General features: G+C 50.8%; 16 protein-coding genes. 11 read left to right on the plus strand and 5 right to left on the minus strand.

What is annotated here, in order from left to right:
* The first annotated feature begins 17 nt into the window (after positions 1–17).
* From B0X71_RS07670 to B0X71_RS07680, 3 genes are all read left to right on the plus strand, one after another.
* Complete coding sequence (locus B0X71_RS07670; protein ID WP_077588863.1) at positions 18–740, plus strand: tRNA (adenine(22)-N(1))-methyltransferase; 723 nt, start codon at positions 18–20, stop codon at positions 738–740.
* Positions 718–1,821 carry a Nif3-like dinuclear metal center hexameric protein gene (locus B0X71_RS07675; protein ID WP_077588864.1) on the plus strand — a complete coding sequence of 368 codons (1,104 nt, stop codon included), beginning with the start codon at positions 718–720 and terminating at the stop codon, positions 1,819–1,821. Before B0X71_RS07670 ends, B0X71_RS07675 begins: the two co-directional genes overlap by 23 nt.
* 306 nt (positions 1,822–2,127) lie before the next feature.
* Positions 2,128–3,558, plus strand: a complete 1,431-nt coding sequence (locus B0X71_RS07680) for an IS1182 family transposase (RefSeq protein WP_077588865.1) — start codon at positions 2,128–2,130, stop codon at positions 3,556–3,558.
* Between the two features lie 119 nt (positions 3,559–3,677).
* Here B0X71_RS07680 and B0X71_RS07685 read toward each other — a convergent pair whose 3' ends face one another.
* Together B0X71_RS07685 and B0X71_RS07690 are read right to left on the minus strand one after the other, a co-directional pair.
* Positions 3,678–4,709: an SDR family oxidoreductase gene (locus B0X71_RS07685; protein WP_077588866.1), complete on the minus strand. Its 1,032-nt coding sequence runs from the start codon at positions 4,707–4,709 to the stop codon at positions 3,678–3,680.
* Between the two features lie 133 nt (positions 4,710–4,842).
* Positions 4,843–5,820, minus strand: coding sequence for a 4-hydroxy-3-methylbut-2-enyl diphosphate reductase (locus tag B0X71_RS07690; protein ID WP_077588867.1), 978 nt, complete (start codon positions 5,818–5,820; stop codon positions 4,843–4,845).
* A 129-nt stretch (positions 5,821–5,949) separates the two neighbouring features.
* Between B0X71_RS07690 and B0X71_RS07695 the strand changes: the two genes are divergently transcribed.
* From B0X71_RS07695 to B0X71_RS07715, 5 genes are all read left to right on the plus strand, one after another.
* On the plus strand, positions 5,950–7,245 hold the full coding sequence (locus tag B0X71_RS07695) for a DEAD/DEAH box helicase (RefSeq protein WP_077588868.1): 1,296 nt from the start codon (positions 5,950–5,952) through the stop codon (positions 7,243–7,245).
* A 14-nt stretch (positions 7,246–7,259) separates the two neighbouring features.
* Positions 7,260–8,156 carry a deoxyribonuclease IV gene (locus tag B0X71_RS07700; RefSeq protein WP_077588869.1) on the plus strand — a complete coding sequence of 299 codons (897 nt, stop codon included), beginning with the start codon at positions 7,260–7,262 and terminating at the stop codon, positions 8,154–8,156.
* A 153-nt stretch (positions 8,157–8,309) separates the two neighbouring features.
* Positions 8,310–9,074, plus strand: a complete 765-nt coding sequence (locus tag B0X71_RS07705; RefSeq protein ID WP_077588870.1) for a metal ABC transporter ATP-binding protein — start codon at positions 8,310–8,312, stop codon at positions 9,072–9,074.
* Positions 9,071–9,925 (plus strand): metal ABC transporter permease, encoded by an 855-nt coding sequence (locus tag B0X71_RS07710; RefSeq protein WP_077588871.1) that lies wholly within the window; start codon positions 9,071–9,073, stop codon positions 9,923–9,925. The genes B0X71_RS07705 and B0X71_RS07710 overlap by 4 nt, the downstream gene beginning before the upstream one ends.
* A complete protein-coding gene (locus tag B0X71_RS07715) occupies positions 9,922–10,332 on the plus strand; it encodes a Fur family transcriptional regulator (RefSeq protein ID WP_077588872.1) in 411 nt (136 codons plus the stop codon). Before B0X71_RS07710 ends, B0X71_RS07715 begins: the two co-directional genes overlap by 4 nt.
* Positions 10,333–10,484: 152 nt before the next feature.
* Here B0X71_RS07715 and B0X71_RS07720 read toward each other — a convergent pair whose 3' ends face one another.
* The 3 genes from B0X71_RS07720 to B0X71_RS07730 all read right to left on the minus strand — a co-directional run bounded on the left by B0X71_RS07720 (position 10,485) and on the right by B0X71_RS07730 (position 12,789).
* A complete protein-coding gene (locus B0X71_RS07720; protein WP_077588873.1) occupies positions 10,485–11,063 on the minus strand; it encodes a hypothetical protein in 579 nt (192 codons plus the stop codon).
* 15 nt (positions 11,064–11,078) lie between these two features.
* Complete coding sequence (ispG, locus tag B0X71_RS07725; protein WP_198038743.1) at positions 11,079–12,176, minus strand: flavodoxin-dependent (E)-4-hydroxy-3-methylbut-2-enyl-diphosphate synthase; 1,098 nt, start codon at positions 12,174–12,176, stop codon at positions 11,079–11,081.
* A gap of 94 nt (positions 12,177–12,270) precedes the next feature.
* On the minus strand, positions 12,271–12,789 hold the full coding sequence (locus B0X71_RS07730) for a DUF1189 family protein (RefSeq protein WP_077588875.1): 519 nt from the start codon (positions 12,787–12,789) through the stop codon (positions 12,271–12,273).
* A 167-nt stretch (positions 12,790–12,956) separates the two neighbouring features.
* Here B0X71_RS07730 and B0X71_RS07735 point away from each other — a divergent pair, with 167 nt between their 5' ends.
* From B0X71_RS07735 to B0X71_RS07745, 3 genes are all read left to right on the plus strand, one after another.
* Positions 12,957–14,588 carry a Na/Pi cotransporter family protein gene (locus B0X71_RS07735; protein WP_077588876.1) on the plus strand — a complete coding sequence of 544 codons (1,632 nt, stop codon included), beginning with the start codon at positions 12,957–12,959 and terminating at the stop codon, positions 14,586–14,588.
* 136 nt (positions 14,589–14,724) lie between these two features.
* Positions 14,725–15,204, plus strand: coding sequence for a DUF456 domain-containing protein (locus tag B0X71_RS07740; RefSeq protein ID WP_077588877.1), 480 nt, complete (start codon positions 14,725–14,727; stop codon positions 15,202–15,204).
* Positions 15,205–15,311: 107 nt separating this feature from the next.
* A complete protein-coding gene (locus B0X71_RS07745) occupies positions 15,312–15,920 on the plus strand; it encodes a superoxide dismutase (protein WP_077588878.1) in 609 nt (202 codons plus the stop codon).
* Positions 15,921–15,952: the final 32 nt, after the last annotated feature.

A 15,952-nucleotide genomic window follows, 5' to 3' on the forward strand; every position in this document is an offset into this window, starting at 1 on the left:
ATGATGGAGGGAAAATAATGAATGCACAGCAATTATCAGAGCGCCTTGCCCGTGTCGCTTCGTTCGTTCCGGAAGGAGCCCGGGTAGCGGATATCGGAAGTGATCACGCCTACTTGCCCTGCTACCTCGTAGCTAACGGCAAAGCTCGTGCGGCTGTTGCCGGGGAAGTGGTCAAAGGCCCATATGAGTCCGCATGGCATCAGGTGCGCGAGGAAGGGCTGGAGGACCGGATCACTGTCCGGTTAGCGGACGGATTGAGGGCCATTGAACCGGAAGACCAAATCGACACGGTCACGATCGCCGGCATGGGCGGTTCCTTGATTCGGTCAATTCTGGAAAACGGCAAGGAAGCGCTGACCGGCGTCAAGACGCTCGTCCTGCAGTCGAATATCCATGCGCGCACACTGCGGGAATGGGCTGAACAACACAATTGGCGAATCGCAGATGAAGCGATCCTGGAAGAAAACCGCAAAATTTACGAAGTGCTGGTACTGCAGCCGTCGCAAACTCCTGTGTCATTCACAGCGGAAGAGAAACTGCTCGGTCCGGTGCTCATGAAAGAACGCAGTGACGTATTCCGCAGAAAATGGACTGGAGAAATCATGCAATGGCGCCGCGTGCTGCATTCGATGAAAGAAGCGGAAGCTACACCGGAACTGCAGGCAAGGCGCATGCAACTTGAAGAGAATATCAGCATGGCAGAAGGAGTGATGAGAGGTGAAGACACCGAACGGATTTGAGATCATTGAGCAATTCGAAAAATGGGCACCAAAACACCTGGCACTGGAAGGGGATCCGATTGGACTTCAGATCGGTTCACTCGATAAACCTGTGAACCGGGTGCTCGTGACACTCGATGTCAACGAAGAAGTCGCCGATGAGGCGATTGAAAAAAAGGCGGAGCTCATTATCTGTCACCATCCGCCGTTATTCCGGCCGCTGAAAACCGTGCGGACCGACCAGCCGCAAGGCGCATTGCTGGAGAAGCTGATTAAACATGATATCGCCGTGTATGCGGCGCATACGAACTTGGATGTGGCAGAAGGCGGCGTCAATGATATGTTCGCAGAAGCATTGGGTCTGACCGATACAAAAGTGTTGGTACCGACATACGAGGAAGAACTTGTAAAGCTCGGCGTGTTTGTGCCGGAAAGTCATGAGGAAGCGCTGCGGGAAGCGCTCGGTAAGGCCGGAGCAGGGACGATCGGGGATTATGAATACTGCAGTTACACCTTATCGGGCACCGGTCGCTTCCGACCGACAGAAGCGGCACATCCTTACCTCGGCGAAGCCGGGAAGCTGGAAGTGACCCATGAGTCGAAAATAGAAGTTGTGCTGCGAAAGCATGATACAAACCGGGTCGTGAAGGCGATGATCGCTGCTCATCCTTATGAGGAGCCGGCATACGATATCTTTACGCTGGCTAATCGGGAAAAGGAAATGGGACTAGGCCGCGTCGGCATGCTGAAGAACAGCATGCTGCTCCGGGAATTCATCGAAATCGTAAAAAAGCAACTGAACGTGCCGGCTGTACGGATAGTGGGCGATCCGGATCAGGAAGTGAAAAAAGTGGCGGTACTCGGCGGCGACGGCAATAAATACGTCCAGGCGGCAAAATTCGCAGGGGCCGACGTCTATGTGACGGGGGATCTGTATTACCATACAGCCCATGATGCACGGGCTTTAGGGCTCGCCGTCATCGATCCCGGACATAACACGGAGAAGATCATGATGAAAGGTGTAGCTGACCGCTTCAATGGCAAATGGGCATGCGAATTCATTCCGTCGGACGTAAATACGGAACCGTTCATGTTCAAATAACCGAGGCAGCTTGCCTGATGAAACAACGGAAGGGGCTGTCCCGAAAGGTCATGAAAAATGACCTCGAGGGGCAGCCCCTTTTTTCTATTCGTAAAGAAGTAGCTGGGGTTCGGCCCGGCGGACGCTTTCCGCGGGCACGGCTTCAGACGCTTCCCTCGCTATACTCGGTCCAGGGTCTTCAGCTCGTGCTGATCCCGCAGGAGTCGCCGCCGGCCTTCCCGCTAGTCAAGTCATCAATGCATACAAAAATCGTCCGTTTCTGTAAAATGGGAGTTACCACACAACCACTCAGAAAGGACGATTTTTATGCGCAATCCAACGATTGCTTACACCGATTATACCATGCAACCACCTCTTCCGTCAGGTGAATTACTTGAACATGAAATCGTAGTCTCCACCCAAGGGCGCCGGCCGGCGCCCGCATTCAAACCGTATGATCCGACCCAGGCCTTATCCATTCCTGATATTGGCGCCCTGATTCCCGACCATCATGTGGCTCGTGTGGTGGATCAGTTGGTTGAGGCTTTCCCCGATGAGGTGTTGACCGCCTGCTACCCTGGCGGGGGGCGACCACCCTTTCACCCGAAACTGATGCTCAAGGTTATTCTCTATGCCTATTCCCGAAAAGTTTATTCCTGCCGGGGCATCGCCACGATGCTGCACGAGGATCTTCCGGCGATCTGGCTGGCGGCGATGCAGAAGCCGGATTTCCGGACCATCAACCATTTCCGGAGCGTCCGGATGGGAATGGTCATCGATCAGTTATTCGAGTTCACTGTTTTGGAACTTCACCGGCAAGGGTTTGTCGAGTTTGAGAACTACTTCCTGGACGGGACGAAGATGGAAGCGGACGCCAATAAGTATAGCTTTGTCTTCCGTAAGGCGGTGACGGGGCGGGAAGCGAAACTGAAAATCAGAATCCAGGAAACGCTTCAGGAAATCCAGGAGATTGCCAAGGCGGAGGGATTGGAACTGGGCCAGCTGGCCGAGGAGCCGGCGGCTGTGGAATTGGCTTCAGTTGCGAACCGGCTGGAAGACCAAGTGGATATCCTGACGGATCTCATCGCTGAGGAAAAGCTCGTGGAAAACAGAAAAGGACTCCGCAAACGGCACAGTCTCCTGAAAAAGAAAGTGAAACTGATTCGTGAAAACTTCATTCCCCGCCAAGAAACGTATGCGGAACAGCTCGCAATCTGTGGAGAGCGCAACAGCTTCTCGAAGACGGACCCGGATGCCACATTCATGCGGATGAAAGAAGATCATATGAAGAATGGCCAGCTGAAACCCGGGTACAATATCCAGATGGCGACCGAGAATCAATTCGTGCTGTTCTATACCATTCATCAGCGCCCAGGAGATGCTCGCTGCCTGATTCCACATCTGGAAGCGCTGCAGGCATCTGCCCTGCCTATGCCGAAGACCATCGTCGCGGATGCCGGCTATGGAAGCGAAGAGAACTACCTCTACCTGATCGGGGATGAAAAAGAACCGCTTGCCGGCTTCCTGATCCCGTATGGCACCTATCTGAAAGAGCAGACGAAGAAGTTTAAAAACAATGAATGGAACGCGAAAAACTGGACGTATGAAGAAGCGGATGACCGATTCATCTGTCCAAACGACCGCCGCGTCGTTTTCAAAAAATATCAGGAGAAGAAAACATCGAATTCGGACTTATCGCCATGGCGCATAATTTTCGGAAAGTGGCCGGTTTCCTCCGTTCACTTTCCGAAAAAGTAGACTTTAAAAAACAGGGAGAGAACAACCGATTGGTTATTCTCTCCCTGTTTTTAATTTAGGGGGGCTTTTTGGACAGCCCCTTCCGGTTTTTCTTTCTGTAATGAGATACGGGATAGCTATCAATTTCGGAGATCCGGTTTCGTCCGCTTGTCCCGGCTGGTTTTCCAGAAGGCTGCAGCCAATCCGGCAACAGCAAGTACCGGCAGCCATGGCTGCTTTGTGGCTTGCACATAGAGACTTCTGTGTTTTACCGGGCCTTTATTGGTCCCTTGTTCATGCATGCCGTATCCGGGCTGGTAAAGGGAGTTATCCTCGCCGGGATCCGAAGGCCGGCTGTCGTGATGGGTGGGATACATCGCCACGGCAAGTACTTTATCCATCAGGCGGGGAGCGAGCATAGATGCAGCGGTTAGGAGTTTCGCCTGCGTCCCGATGTACATGTCCCGTCTAGGGTGTGCCGCGCAGTGCAGGATGGCATCAGCGACCGCTTCAGGATGATAAAGGTATCCTCTGTGTGCCGGATGCTTTGGTAAATAATTGACAGCGTGTTCATTGAATGGGGTATCGATCCGGCCGGGGTGGATGAGTGAAACGGATACCGGGACGCGGTCGTTTTCAAGTTCCGTCCGCAGGCTTTCGGTCCAGCCGTGCACCGCGAATTTGGCAGCTGAATAAATGGACTGCAGGTTAGCGCCTCTGCTCCCGTAGATACTGCCGACATTAATCAGGGCACCGGGTTTTCCCGTTCTTTTGAAATAGTTTACTGCTGTCCGCGAACCATGGACGACACCCCAGAAATTCGTATCGATCAGTCGGTGCATATCTGTAGCCGGTACATCCATTGCTTTGCCGAAGATCGTGATGGCTGCGTTGTTCACCCACGTGTCAAAACCGCCGAACGCGGCGATGGCAGTTTCTGCAATCCGTTCTGCTGCCCCTTCTTGTCCAACGTCCGCTTTTATCCATTCCGCAGTATGGCCATGGTTTCTCAATTCGTCAATCAGCTGTCGCAACGCGTCTTCGTTCCTTGAAACGGCTATAATTTTCGCGCCTTTTTCAGCAGCCATCCGGGCAGTGGCGAGGCCGATGCCACTTGTGGCGCCGGTAATGACGATGACTTGGTCTTCAACAGCCCTTAATGGAATTTTCATGCCAGTACCTCCTTAATTGTCTTCAGCCCTTTACCCGGCGTACAATTAAATCAATCACCGAAAGGAAATGGAGGCAGAGAAAAAGCTGACTCATTTCTGCCTTATGACAGAACTGAATCAGCTTGATTGTGCTTTATTTTGCCGGATACGGCTCGATTCGCTTGACCGGTTTCGGATTTTTGATTTTTGGAAGAATCTTATCCACGGTTACTGTACGTGCCAGGCTGTGGGTAGCCGGATCAGCCGGATCGTACTGATCCAGAAACTTCAGGATTTCTTTGACGATCGGCGTCGGTGTCGATGCACCGGCGGTCACCGCCACTGTTTCGATTCCCTCGAGCCATTCCAGTTTTAATTGCGACAAGTCGGTAACGCGGTAAGCAGGTGTACCGGCGATGTCTTGCGATACTTGCGCCAGGCGGTTCGAGTTATTGCTCATCGGATCGCCGACAACAATCAGCAGATCGGCTTCACCGGCCTGTTCGGCAACGGCTTCCTGCCGGACCTGTGTTGCAAGGCAGATTTCCTTATGCACTTCGGCGTTCGGGTAGCGCTCCTGTAGCCGGGCCATTAAATTCTTTACGTCCCACTGGCTCATTGTCGTCTGGTTCGTGATAATGATTTTATCTGAATCAATAGCCAAACCTTCTGCATCTTCCAGTGTCTGGACAAGATGAACTTTGTCTGGAGCGATCCCCATGGCGCCTTCCGGTTCCGGATGGCCTTTTTTGCCGATATAGATGATCTCATAGCCGTTGCCGGTCATTTCCCGGATCAAATCATGGGTAACCGTGACATCGGGGCACGTCGCATCGATGGAAACAAGGCCTTTCTGGCGGGCCATTTCCCGGACTTGCGGAGAAACGCCATGTGCAGTAAAGATGACGGTTCCGCTGTCCACTTTACTTAAGATATCTAACCGGTTTTCACCGTCAAGCGTAATGATGCCGTCCTGTTCGAAGGCATCCGTTACGTGTTTATTGTGTACAATCATGCCGAGAATGTAAATCGGGCGGGGCAAGTTCGGATCGAGGGCGGCATTTTTTGCAATCACCATCGCATCGACAACCCCATAACAATAGCCCCTTGGCGAAATTTTCATTACTTTCACTAATCGGCACTCCTTTCAAGAACGATACCTTCATTATAAACGAGACCGGTGGCCATTACAAAAGTTCAGACAGAAAAGAACCAACAATTCGTGATACAATAGACAAAGCTAAGGAGGAATAAAATTCCCATGACAACTTTTCAAGACTATACACTCAAGCCCTTTTTGAAAGAGGCAATCGGCCGGCTAGGATTTACGGAACCGACGCCGATCCAAAAAGAAATGATGCCGCTGATTTTAAAAGGCACAAGCGCCATTGGCCAATCCCATACCGGAACCGGCAAGACGCACAGTTTTTTGATTCCCATCTTGCAGCGCATCGATGAAACGCGGGATGAAGTGCAAGCGGTCATCTGCACACCGACGCGTGAACTCGGCACGCAATTGTTCAACGAATTGCAGAAGCTGACAGAAGGAACGGACATTTCTTCCCGCCTGCTGATCGGCGGGACGGACAAGCAGCGGGCGATCGGCAGACTGAAAACGCAGCCGCAAATCGTCATCGGCACACCGGGACGGCTGAAAGACCTGGTCAATGAACAGGCGCTGCTCGTCCATAAAGCGGATATCCTTGTTGTTGATGAAGCGGATCTCGCATTCGATATGGGGTTCATCGAAGAAATCGACCAAGTGGCAGGACGCATGCGGGAGAACCTGGAAATGTACGTCTTTTCCGCAACGATTCCTGAAAAGCTGAAGCCGTTTCTGAAGAAATACATGGAATCGCCGATCCATATTAAAATGGGCGACAAAAAACCGGTGGCGGAAGGGCTCGATTTCTATCTCGTGCCGGTGCGCGGCAAGTCGAAAACGAATCGCCTCGTGGAAGTTATGAATGCGATTAATCCGTATTTGGCCATCATCTTCACGAACACGAAGCAGACGGCGGAATCAGTCGCAAAAGAACTTTCCCAGCAAGGCATCCGGGTGGGCCAGATTCACGGCAACCTGCCGCCGCGTGAGCGGACGAAAGTCATGAAACAAGTGCGCGATCTGGAATTCCAGTATATCGTCGCCACAGATCTCGCTGCCCGCGGAATCGACATTCCGGGAATCAGCCATGTCATTAATTATGAAATTCCGGAAGACTTGGAATTCTTCATTCACCGGGTCGGACGAACCGCCCGGGCAGGGATGAAAGGTCTCGCCATCACGCTTTACAACCCCGAAGACGAAGATGCGCTTGTGCGCGTCGAGAAAATGGGCATTCCATTTGAACAGAAAGACGTGAAAGATGGCGAATTCACCGACCTGAAAGAGCGCCACAGCCGCAAAAAACGGCCGAAGACACAGAATGAAGCGGATTTGAAAGCTGATTCACTTGTCCGGAAACCGAATAAAGTGAAACCGGGCTATAAGAAAAAAATGAGCTACGAAAAAGAACAGATCAAAAAGCGGGAACGCCGCGTTAACCGGAAGAAATAAAGGAGGACTTTCAGTTGCTGTTAGGGTCACATGTATCCATGAGCGGAAAGAAAATGCTTCTTGCAGCAAGCGAAGAAGCGGCATCTTACGGTGCATCGACGTTCATGATTTATACAGGAGCGCCGCAGAACACACGGCGCAAACCGATTGAAGAGTTAAATATCGAAGCGGGGCAGGCGCACATGGGGGAAAATGGACTTTCCAATATCATCGTGCATGCACCGTACATCATCAATATCGGCAATAGCGTGAAGCCGGAGACGTTCGAACTCGGCGTGGAATTTCTGCAAAAGGAAATCGAACGAACAGCTGCGCTTGGCGCCAAGCAGATCGTCCTGCATCCCGGTGCGCATGTCGGTGCAGGCGCGGATGCCGGGATTGCGAAAATCATTGAAGGACTCAATGAAGTTCTGTCCCAGGATTACCCGGTCAATATCGCACTCGAGACGATGGCCGGCAAGGGGTCGGAAGTGGGCCGCAGTTTCGATGAAATCGCGCGCATTATGGATGGCGTAACGAATAATGAACGCTTGTCCGTGTGTTTTGACACTTGCCACACACACGACGCGGGTTACGACATCAAGGACGACTTTGATGGCGTGTTGAACGAATTCGATCGCATCGTCGGGATCGACCGCCTGCAGGTACTGCACATCAACGACAGCAAAAACATCCGCGGAGCGGCGAAAGACCGCCACGAAAACATCGGATTCGGTGAAATCGGATTTGATGCATTGCACAAGATCGTCCATCATCCGGATCTCATGCATGTGCCAAAAATTCTGGAAACGCCGTACGTCGGACCGGATGCCAAGAACAAGCAGGCACCTTACCTGCATGAAATCGACATGTTCAGAAATGGTGCCTTCGCGCCGGACAGAATCGACGCACTCAGAACCCCTCAATCATGAGGGGTTCTTTTTTTGGTGCAGGAGGAAAGCATCAAGGTTGATCGCCGTCCACCGGATGTTCTTCATTTCTAAATCGTTTACTTCCCGCGGATTTCGGTCTATACTGATAAACGGGTAAATCGTAATCATTCTGAATTAGAAAGAGGCGGAAGTATGAGTGCGCCATTAATTGAAATCAAAAACGTCAGCTTCCGTTATGAGCAGACAATTGCATTGGAAGCGATCAATATGACGGTGGAGGAAGGAGATTTCCTGGCCATTCTCGGCCCGAACGGTTCCGGAAAGTCCACGCTCCTGAAAATTCTCCTCGGTCTGTTAAAACCGACAACAGGGGAAGTGAAATTATTCGGGAAAGACACGAAACATTTCAAGGAGCGGGAATGGATCGGCTATGTATCACAGAAATCCAATTCCTTCAATTCCGGATTTCCTGCGACGGTGGAGGAAGTGGTGAAAGGCGGCCTGGTTAAAAAAGCGGGACTGTTTCACAGGGTTCCGGCTTCGGCAACTAAGGAAGTTGATCGGGCGCTTCGCTCCGTCGGGATGGAAGAGCTCCGCAAGCGGCCAATCGGGGAGTTATCCGGCGGGCAGCAACAGCGGGTATTCATCGCCCGGGCACTGGTCAGCCGGCCGAAAGTGCTGATTCTCGATGAGCCGACTGTCGGTGTGGATCAGCAGAATGTCCAGGCATTTTACGATATGCTTGACCGGCTCAACCGGGAAGAAGGAATCACGCTGATCTTGGTGACACATGACGCCGACGTGGTGTCAGACCGGATCAGCCACGTTGCTTGCCTGAACCAGACCATTCATTTCCATGGATTTAAAAACGAATTGGAGCGGATGAGCGATGAACAACGGGAAGCCTGGTACGGGCATTCCGTGCGCAAAGTACATCACGTCGGAGGCCGGTCATGATCGAAGCCATACTCACTTATGAATTTTTGCAGAATGCCTTTCTGGCAGGACTGATCATCGGCGTTATCGCCCCGCTGCTTGGTGTGTTCATTGTGGTCCGCCGGCTGTCGCTCATCGCGGATGCATTGAGCCACGTCACGCTCGCCGGTATCGCCGGCAGCTTGTATTTAAGCCAGAGTGTGGCGGTGCTGGCCGCGTTGAATCCGCTTTATCTCGGCATTGCGGCAGCGGTGACCGGGTCCATGCTCATTGAACGGCTCCGCCGACTTTATAAACATTATGAGGAACTTGCAATTCCGATCATCTTATCCGGCGGTATCGGCTTTGGCGCGATTTTCATCTCATTGGCGCAGGGGTTTCAGACGGATCTGTTCGGATACTTGTTCGGATCCGTATCAGCGGTCAGCCGGCAGGACCTTGGAATTGTCGTGGCCATCGCTATCGTAGTCCTTGTTTTCCTCCGGCTGTTCTTTAAGGAATTATTTGTGCTGTCTTTTGATGACGAATATGCAAAAGCAAGCGGCCTGCCTGCAAAATGGATTCACTTTTTCTTCATGATCGTCACGGCTCTGGTCATTGCCGGATCGATGCGCATCGTCGGTATCCTGCTTGTATCATCTCTTATGACATTGCCGGTCGCCGCAGCGATGCGGATTGCCGGAAGCTTTAAAGGGACGATCATCTGGTCGGCGATTTTCGGCGAATTTTCTGTGGTTGCCGGTCTCATTGCCGCTTTCTATTTTAATCTGGCACCGGGCGGTACGATCGTGGTGACATCAATTGCTGTGCTGCTGGCGGTTATTGCATTAAAAAAACCTGTTCGAATGAAAACCAGAGAGGTGACATCATGAATCTCACGAAAGCCTGGACGATTTTAAAAGATAATGGATTCAAGGAAACGAAAAAACGGGATGAAATTCTGCAATTATTTGCTTCGGAAGACCGGTACTTAACCGCACGTGATTTGCTCGATGTGTTGCAAAAGGAGTATCCGGGGATGAGTTATGACACGGTATACCGGAACCTGGCAACATTCGTATCGCTCGGTATTCTGGAAGAGACGGAACTGGACGGTGAACGCCATTTCCGCATGCATTGCGAAAGCAGCGAGCACCATCATCACTTTATCTGCCGGGATTGCGGCAGAGCCAAAGAAATTCTGCTCTGTCCGATGGACCTGCTGTCGGAAGCGCTGCCCGCTTATCAGGTGGACAGTCATAAATTCGAAATTTACGGCGTCTGCCCCGAATGCCAGTAAAGAGCGGCACGTCCGCGGCAAACGGTTTTAACTGCGACGAGCTTGCGCAGGAGCAAGCGAGCATTGATGCCTCAAATGCCATTAATTAAAAATGCTGTTTCTTTAGTTCAATTTATATAGCCTATAAAAAAAGCGTGAACGGCCGAAGCCGTTCACGCTTTTTGTTTGATGAATTCTTTTTGGACCCACCGGTCTGCCTCGAGCCAGTTATTGACCCGGATGACGCCATTGGGGGTGGGTTCCTGATTATAAGGCGTATTGAACAGCAGCACGGGAATATCAAGTTCTTCATGGATATCCACGGCATTATCGTGCTTGTCTTCAAAAAACAAATGCACGCCATGCTTTTTCGCTGCTTCGATTTTGCGGTGCGAACCGATCAATTCGATATGATCATAATGAATAGCCTGTTCAGCGAACCAGTTTTTAGTCACATCGAACACTTCTTCACCCCGTGCTGAAATGTAATACAGCTCGTAACGTTCCTTCCAGGCATCGAGAATTTGTTTTGCATAGTCGGAGACAGGGGAAGCCGCATATATTTTCGGTTCAACTGTCCGGTACCAGCGGTAAAATTCACCCGGCGGAAGGTGGGGAAGAGCCGCCGTCAGATCATATTCCTTAATATCATCAAGTGTCAATTCGGTATTAAACTGTTCGTTGATGTGCGGAATAAGAGATGTCGGGCTCGTAACAGTTCCGTCGATATCAATTCCGAATCGGTATCTCATTCAATCACAACCTGTTTATGCATTTTGTTTTTCGAGTTCCTGCTTTTCGAAATACTCTTGTGCGAGCTTGTCGATTTCCACTTTCAGTTCCTCGACCATCGTTTCCTCAGGCACTTTACGGACGGTTTTCCCTTTCATGAAGAGCAGGCCTTCTCCGCGTGCGCCGGCAATGCCGATATCCGCTTCGCGGGCTTCACCCGGTCCGTTCACTGCACAGCCGAGTACTGCGACTTTCAGCGGCGCTTTGATCGTTGAAATGTATTCTTCGACTTCATTGGCGATTTTGATCAAATCGATTTCGATGCGTCCGCATGTCGGGCATGAAATGAGCGTAGCCGCATTGGAGGAAAGGCCGAAAACTTTCAGCAGTTCACGTGCAACTTTCACTTCTTCAACAGGATCTGCACTCAAGGAAATCCGCATGGTGTTGCCGATGCCCAGGCTAAGAAGCGCGCCGAGACCAGCGGAGCTTTTCACGGTGCCGGAGAACAGCGTACCGGATTCCGTGATTCCCAAGTGGAGCGGGTAATCAAAAGCCTGTGAAGCTTTTGTATAGGCTTCGATTGCCAGCTCGACATCCGATGCTTTCATGGAAACGATGATGTCATGAAAATCAAGATCTTCCAGAATCTTAATGTGATGCAGGGCGCTTTCAACCATGCCGTCAGCTGTCGGGTAGCCGTATTTCTTGATGATATGGCGTTCGAGCGAGCCGGCATTGACACCGATGCGGATCGGAATGCCTTTTGCTTTCGCTGCGTTGACGACCGCTTCGACTTTTTCACGGCGGCCGATATTGCCCGGATTGATCCGGATTTTATCCGCGCCATTTTCGATTGCTTTCAACGCCAGTTTATAGTCGAAATGAATATCGACAACCAGCGGGATATTAATGCGTTTTTTGATTTCACCGATGGCGTCTGCTGCACGCTCATCCGGACAGGCGACACGGACGACCTGGCAGCCTGCTTCTTCCAGCCGCATGATTTCCGCAACTGTCGCTTCAACATCATGGGTTTTCGTCGTTGTCATGCTCTGAATGATGAGTTCGTTGCTGCCTCCGATTGTCAGATCGCCGACTTTGACGGGGCGTGTATTTGAACGGTGAACAATTCCACTCATGAATAACTCTCTCCTTTTCGGTCAGGTAAAACCGGTACCAGCTTTCATTTTATCAGTCTCAGCTGCTAAATGACAAGAAAACTGGCTAGCGGGAAGCCGGACGGGATGACGGCCGGTTGGGATACCAGCGGGCATCTATCCACAACAGCACGAGTGTTGCCGCCATAACGGCTGCCAGTATCCAGAAGGTCACACCAAAGATGGATAGGACTGTGGCAAAAAGTGTCGGACCTGTGGCGGCCAGTGCTGCTGTCCGCCACATATGCCGGTACTCACCTTTTTTCTTGCGGATCGCCAGGAAACCAAGCCCGATGAAGGCGAAGATACTGATCCCTGTGAAGTGATAAACCGTTGTGGTAACGAACAGCATGATAAGTCCGAACGGGTACAGCAGCCAGCCGATATCCGATGTATAGTCGACGAGACCATCCATCCCCAAAGCAGCTTCATCCAGATCGCGGAGCAGTTCGAAAAATGACAGCATTGTCAGAAGCGCAATAAACAGAAAAACAAACTGCAGGATTTTGCCGACAGGCAGGATGCGGGCGGCCGCTTGCTTTTTCGGCTCCATAAGACTAGCCTTCAGCAACTGAAACATGTTCATGAAAATCTCCCTTTCCAGCTCTAATCGTACCACTCGCTATCAGTATATAGGAAGAAAACGGATTGTTAAGAGATTGTAAATTTTAAATAAAGGTATTTACATTCTCACTGTAAACTCTTCATAATAGACAAGGCATGAAAATGACTATTAGGAGTTGAATTTGCATCGTGGAAATAAATTGGCAAGAAGTACTCTTTGGATTCATCGGAGGTCTCGGGATCTTCCTGTTTTCGATTAAATACATGGGGGATGCGCTTCAGAAAGCGGCGGGTGACCGCTTGCGGAATATACTTGACCGGTTCACGACAAATCCATTTATGGGGGTACTCGTCGGTATTATCGTCACGATCTTGATCCAATCCAGTTCCGGGACGACCGTTATTGTTGTCGGGCTCGTGAGCGCTGGTTTCATGACGCTCCGGCAGGCAATCGGTGTCATTATGGGCGCCAATATCGGGACGACCGTTACGGCGTTCATTATCGGGATTGATTTAGGGGAATACGCACTTCCGATTCTTGCGGTTGGTGCGTTCCTGATCTTCTTTTTCAAGAAGAACAAGATCCAGAATTTAGGTGAAGTCATCTTCGGCTTCGGCGGTCTGTTCCTCGGTCTTGAACTGATGAGCAACGGTCTGAAGCCACTTCGAGAGCTTCAGGCATTTGTGGATTTGACTGTCGCGATGGCTGATATTCCGGTCCTGGGCGTGCTGGCAGGTACGATCTTTACCGTCATCGTTCAAAGCTCGAGCGGGACAATTGCGATTCTGCAGGGACTTTACGACGAAGGCCTGGTGACGTTGGATGCTGCGTTGCCGGTTTTGTTCGGGGATAACATCGGAACAACAATCACTGCTGTGCTTGCGGCGATCGGCGCATCTGTCGCTGCCAAACGGGCGGCGGCTGTCCATGTCTTGTTCAACGTGCTGGGATCAGTGATCTTTTTGCTCTTGCTCGTCCCATTCACCGCTTACGTTGAATGGCTCGCTGTAGTACTTAATTTGGATGAAAAAATGCAAATTGCATTTGCACACGGTTCGTTCAACGTCGTTAATACACTGATCCAATTCCCGCTGGTCGGTCTTTGGGCGTATCTCGTAACGAAGGTCATTCCGGGTGAGGATGTGACGATTGAGTTTAAAGCAAAACACCTGGATCCGCATTTCATCGAGCAGTCACCGACCATTGCGCTCGGGCAGGCAAAAGAAGAAGTGCTCCGCATGGGCGAATTCTCCGTGCAGGGACTCCGGGAGACGTATAATTACCTGAAAACGAAAAGCAAAAAGCATGCGGAAACCGGCTACCAGCTGGAAGATGCAATCAATAATCTGGATCATAAAATCACGGAATACCTGGTCCTGATTTCAGCAGAATCCATTTCGTCTGCTGATTCCACCCGGCACACCATGCTGATGGAGACGGTTCGGGACATCGAGCGGATCGGGGATCATTTTGAAAATATTATTGAATTAATCGATTACCAGGAAAACAATAAAGTGAATCTTACAGAAGACGCGATGGCGGATCTGGATGAAATGTTCACGCTGACCATCGGTACTGTACAAAAAGCGCTGGAGTCACTGAATACTACGAGTCATGAACTGGCAAGAGAAGTGGCTGAACAGGAAGACTTGATTGATAAAATGGAACGCAAATTCCGCAAAAAACACATCAAGCGCCTGAATGAAGGCCAGTGTACCGGTCAGGCCGGCATTGTGTTCGTCGACATCGTCAGCAACCTGGAACGTGTCGGTGACCACGCCGTTAACATCGCGGAAGCGGTGCTCGGCAACCGGGCTTAACTGAAAAAACCCTTTTCATCATTTTGCTTTTCGGCACAAGGTCGGGCATTATGGTGAAAAGGGCTTTTTGTCTTAAATTTACCGGGAGCGGATGAGCAAATACTGATCCGGCTCTGTAGTCAGGAGGAGAAGGAAAATGGAAGTCATCGGCTGGACACTCATATGGGTTCTCTTTGTCATCAGTTTCATCGGGCTGGTTTATCCGATCATCCCGGCCGTGTTGTTTCTGGCGGGTGGTTTTGTCACATATGGCCTGTTTTTCGGTTTCGCGGAATTGCCATGGTGGTTCTGGGCAATCGAAATATTATTCGTTGTGCTGCTGTTTGGCGCTGATCTATTGGCCAATGCGCTGAGCGTCAAGCGGTTCGGCGGCTCAAAAGCGGGGCTGTGGGGAAGTACGATCGGGCTCATCATCGGACCATTCGTGATTCCGGTCGTCGGTATTCTGCTCGGTCCGTTCATCGGCGCCATTGCAGCGGAGCTCATTGTAAACCGGACGGATCTGAAGCAGTCGGTCCGATCAGGCGTCGGATCCGTTGTCGGATTTTTAACATCGGTCGCAGCAAAAGGAATCATCCAAATTGTTATGATTGTGATTTTTTTCGTAGCTGTTTGACGGAAGATGAAGCAAAATGGAAAAGCGCAATCGTATCATTTGAAGCGTTCTGACAATTTTGATACGCTTGGAAAGTAGAAATTAATGACTCAAGGAGGAATTTGAACATGGCTTATGAACTACCTGAACTTCCGTATGCGTACGACGCACTGGAACCGCATATCGACAAAGAAACGATGAACATTCACCACACAAAACACCATCAGGCGTATGTCACGAAAGTGAATGCAGCGCTTGAGGGGCAGGATGAACTGGCATCAAAATCGATCGAAGACCTGATTGCGGATCTCGGCGCAGTACCGGAAGAAAAACGCACAGCTGTCCGTAATAATGGCGGCGGGCATGCGAACCACTCGCTGTTCTGGCAAGTGCTTTCTCCAGACGGCGGCGGCAATCCGTCCGGCGCGTTGGCTGATGCGATTGACAGCAAATTCGGCAGCTTTGACAAATTCAAAGAAGAGTTCGAAAATGCGGCTACAACGCGCTTTGGTTCCGGCTGGGCTTGGCTCATTGTCAAAAACGGCGAGCTTGAAGTCACATCCACACTCAATCAGGATTCTCCTCTGATGGACGGCAATACGCCGATCCTTGGCCTTGATGTCTGGGAGCACGCGTATTACCTGAAGTATCAGAACAAGCGTCCTGACTATGTGTCAGCATTCTGGAATGTTGTAAACTGGGATGAAGTGGCAAAACGTTACGAAGCAGCAAAATAATTTTTTAACACCGAACTTCTGCACACACTTTT

The organism is Planococcus lenghuensis, assembly GCF_001999905.1.
GTDB lineage: Bacteria > Bacillota > Bacilli > Bacillales_A > Planococcaceae > Indiicoccus > Indiicoccus lenghuensis.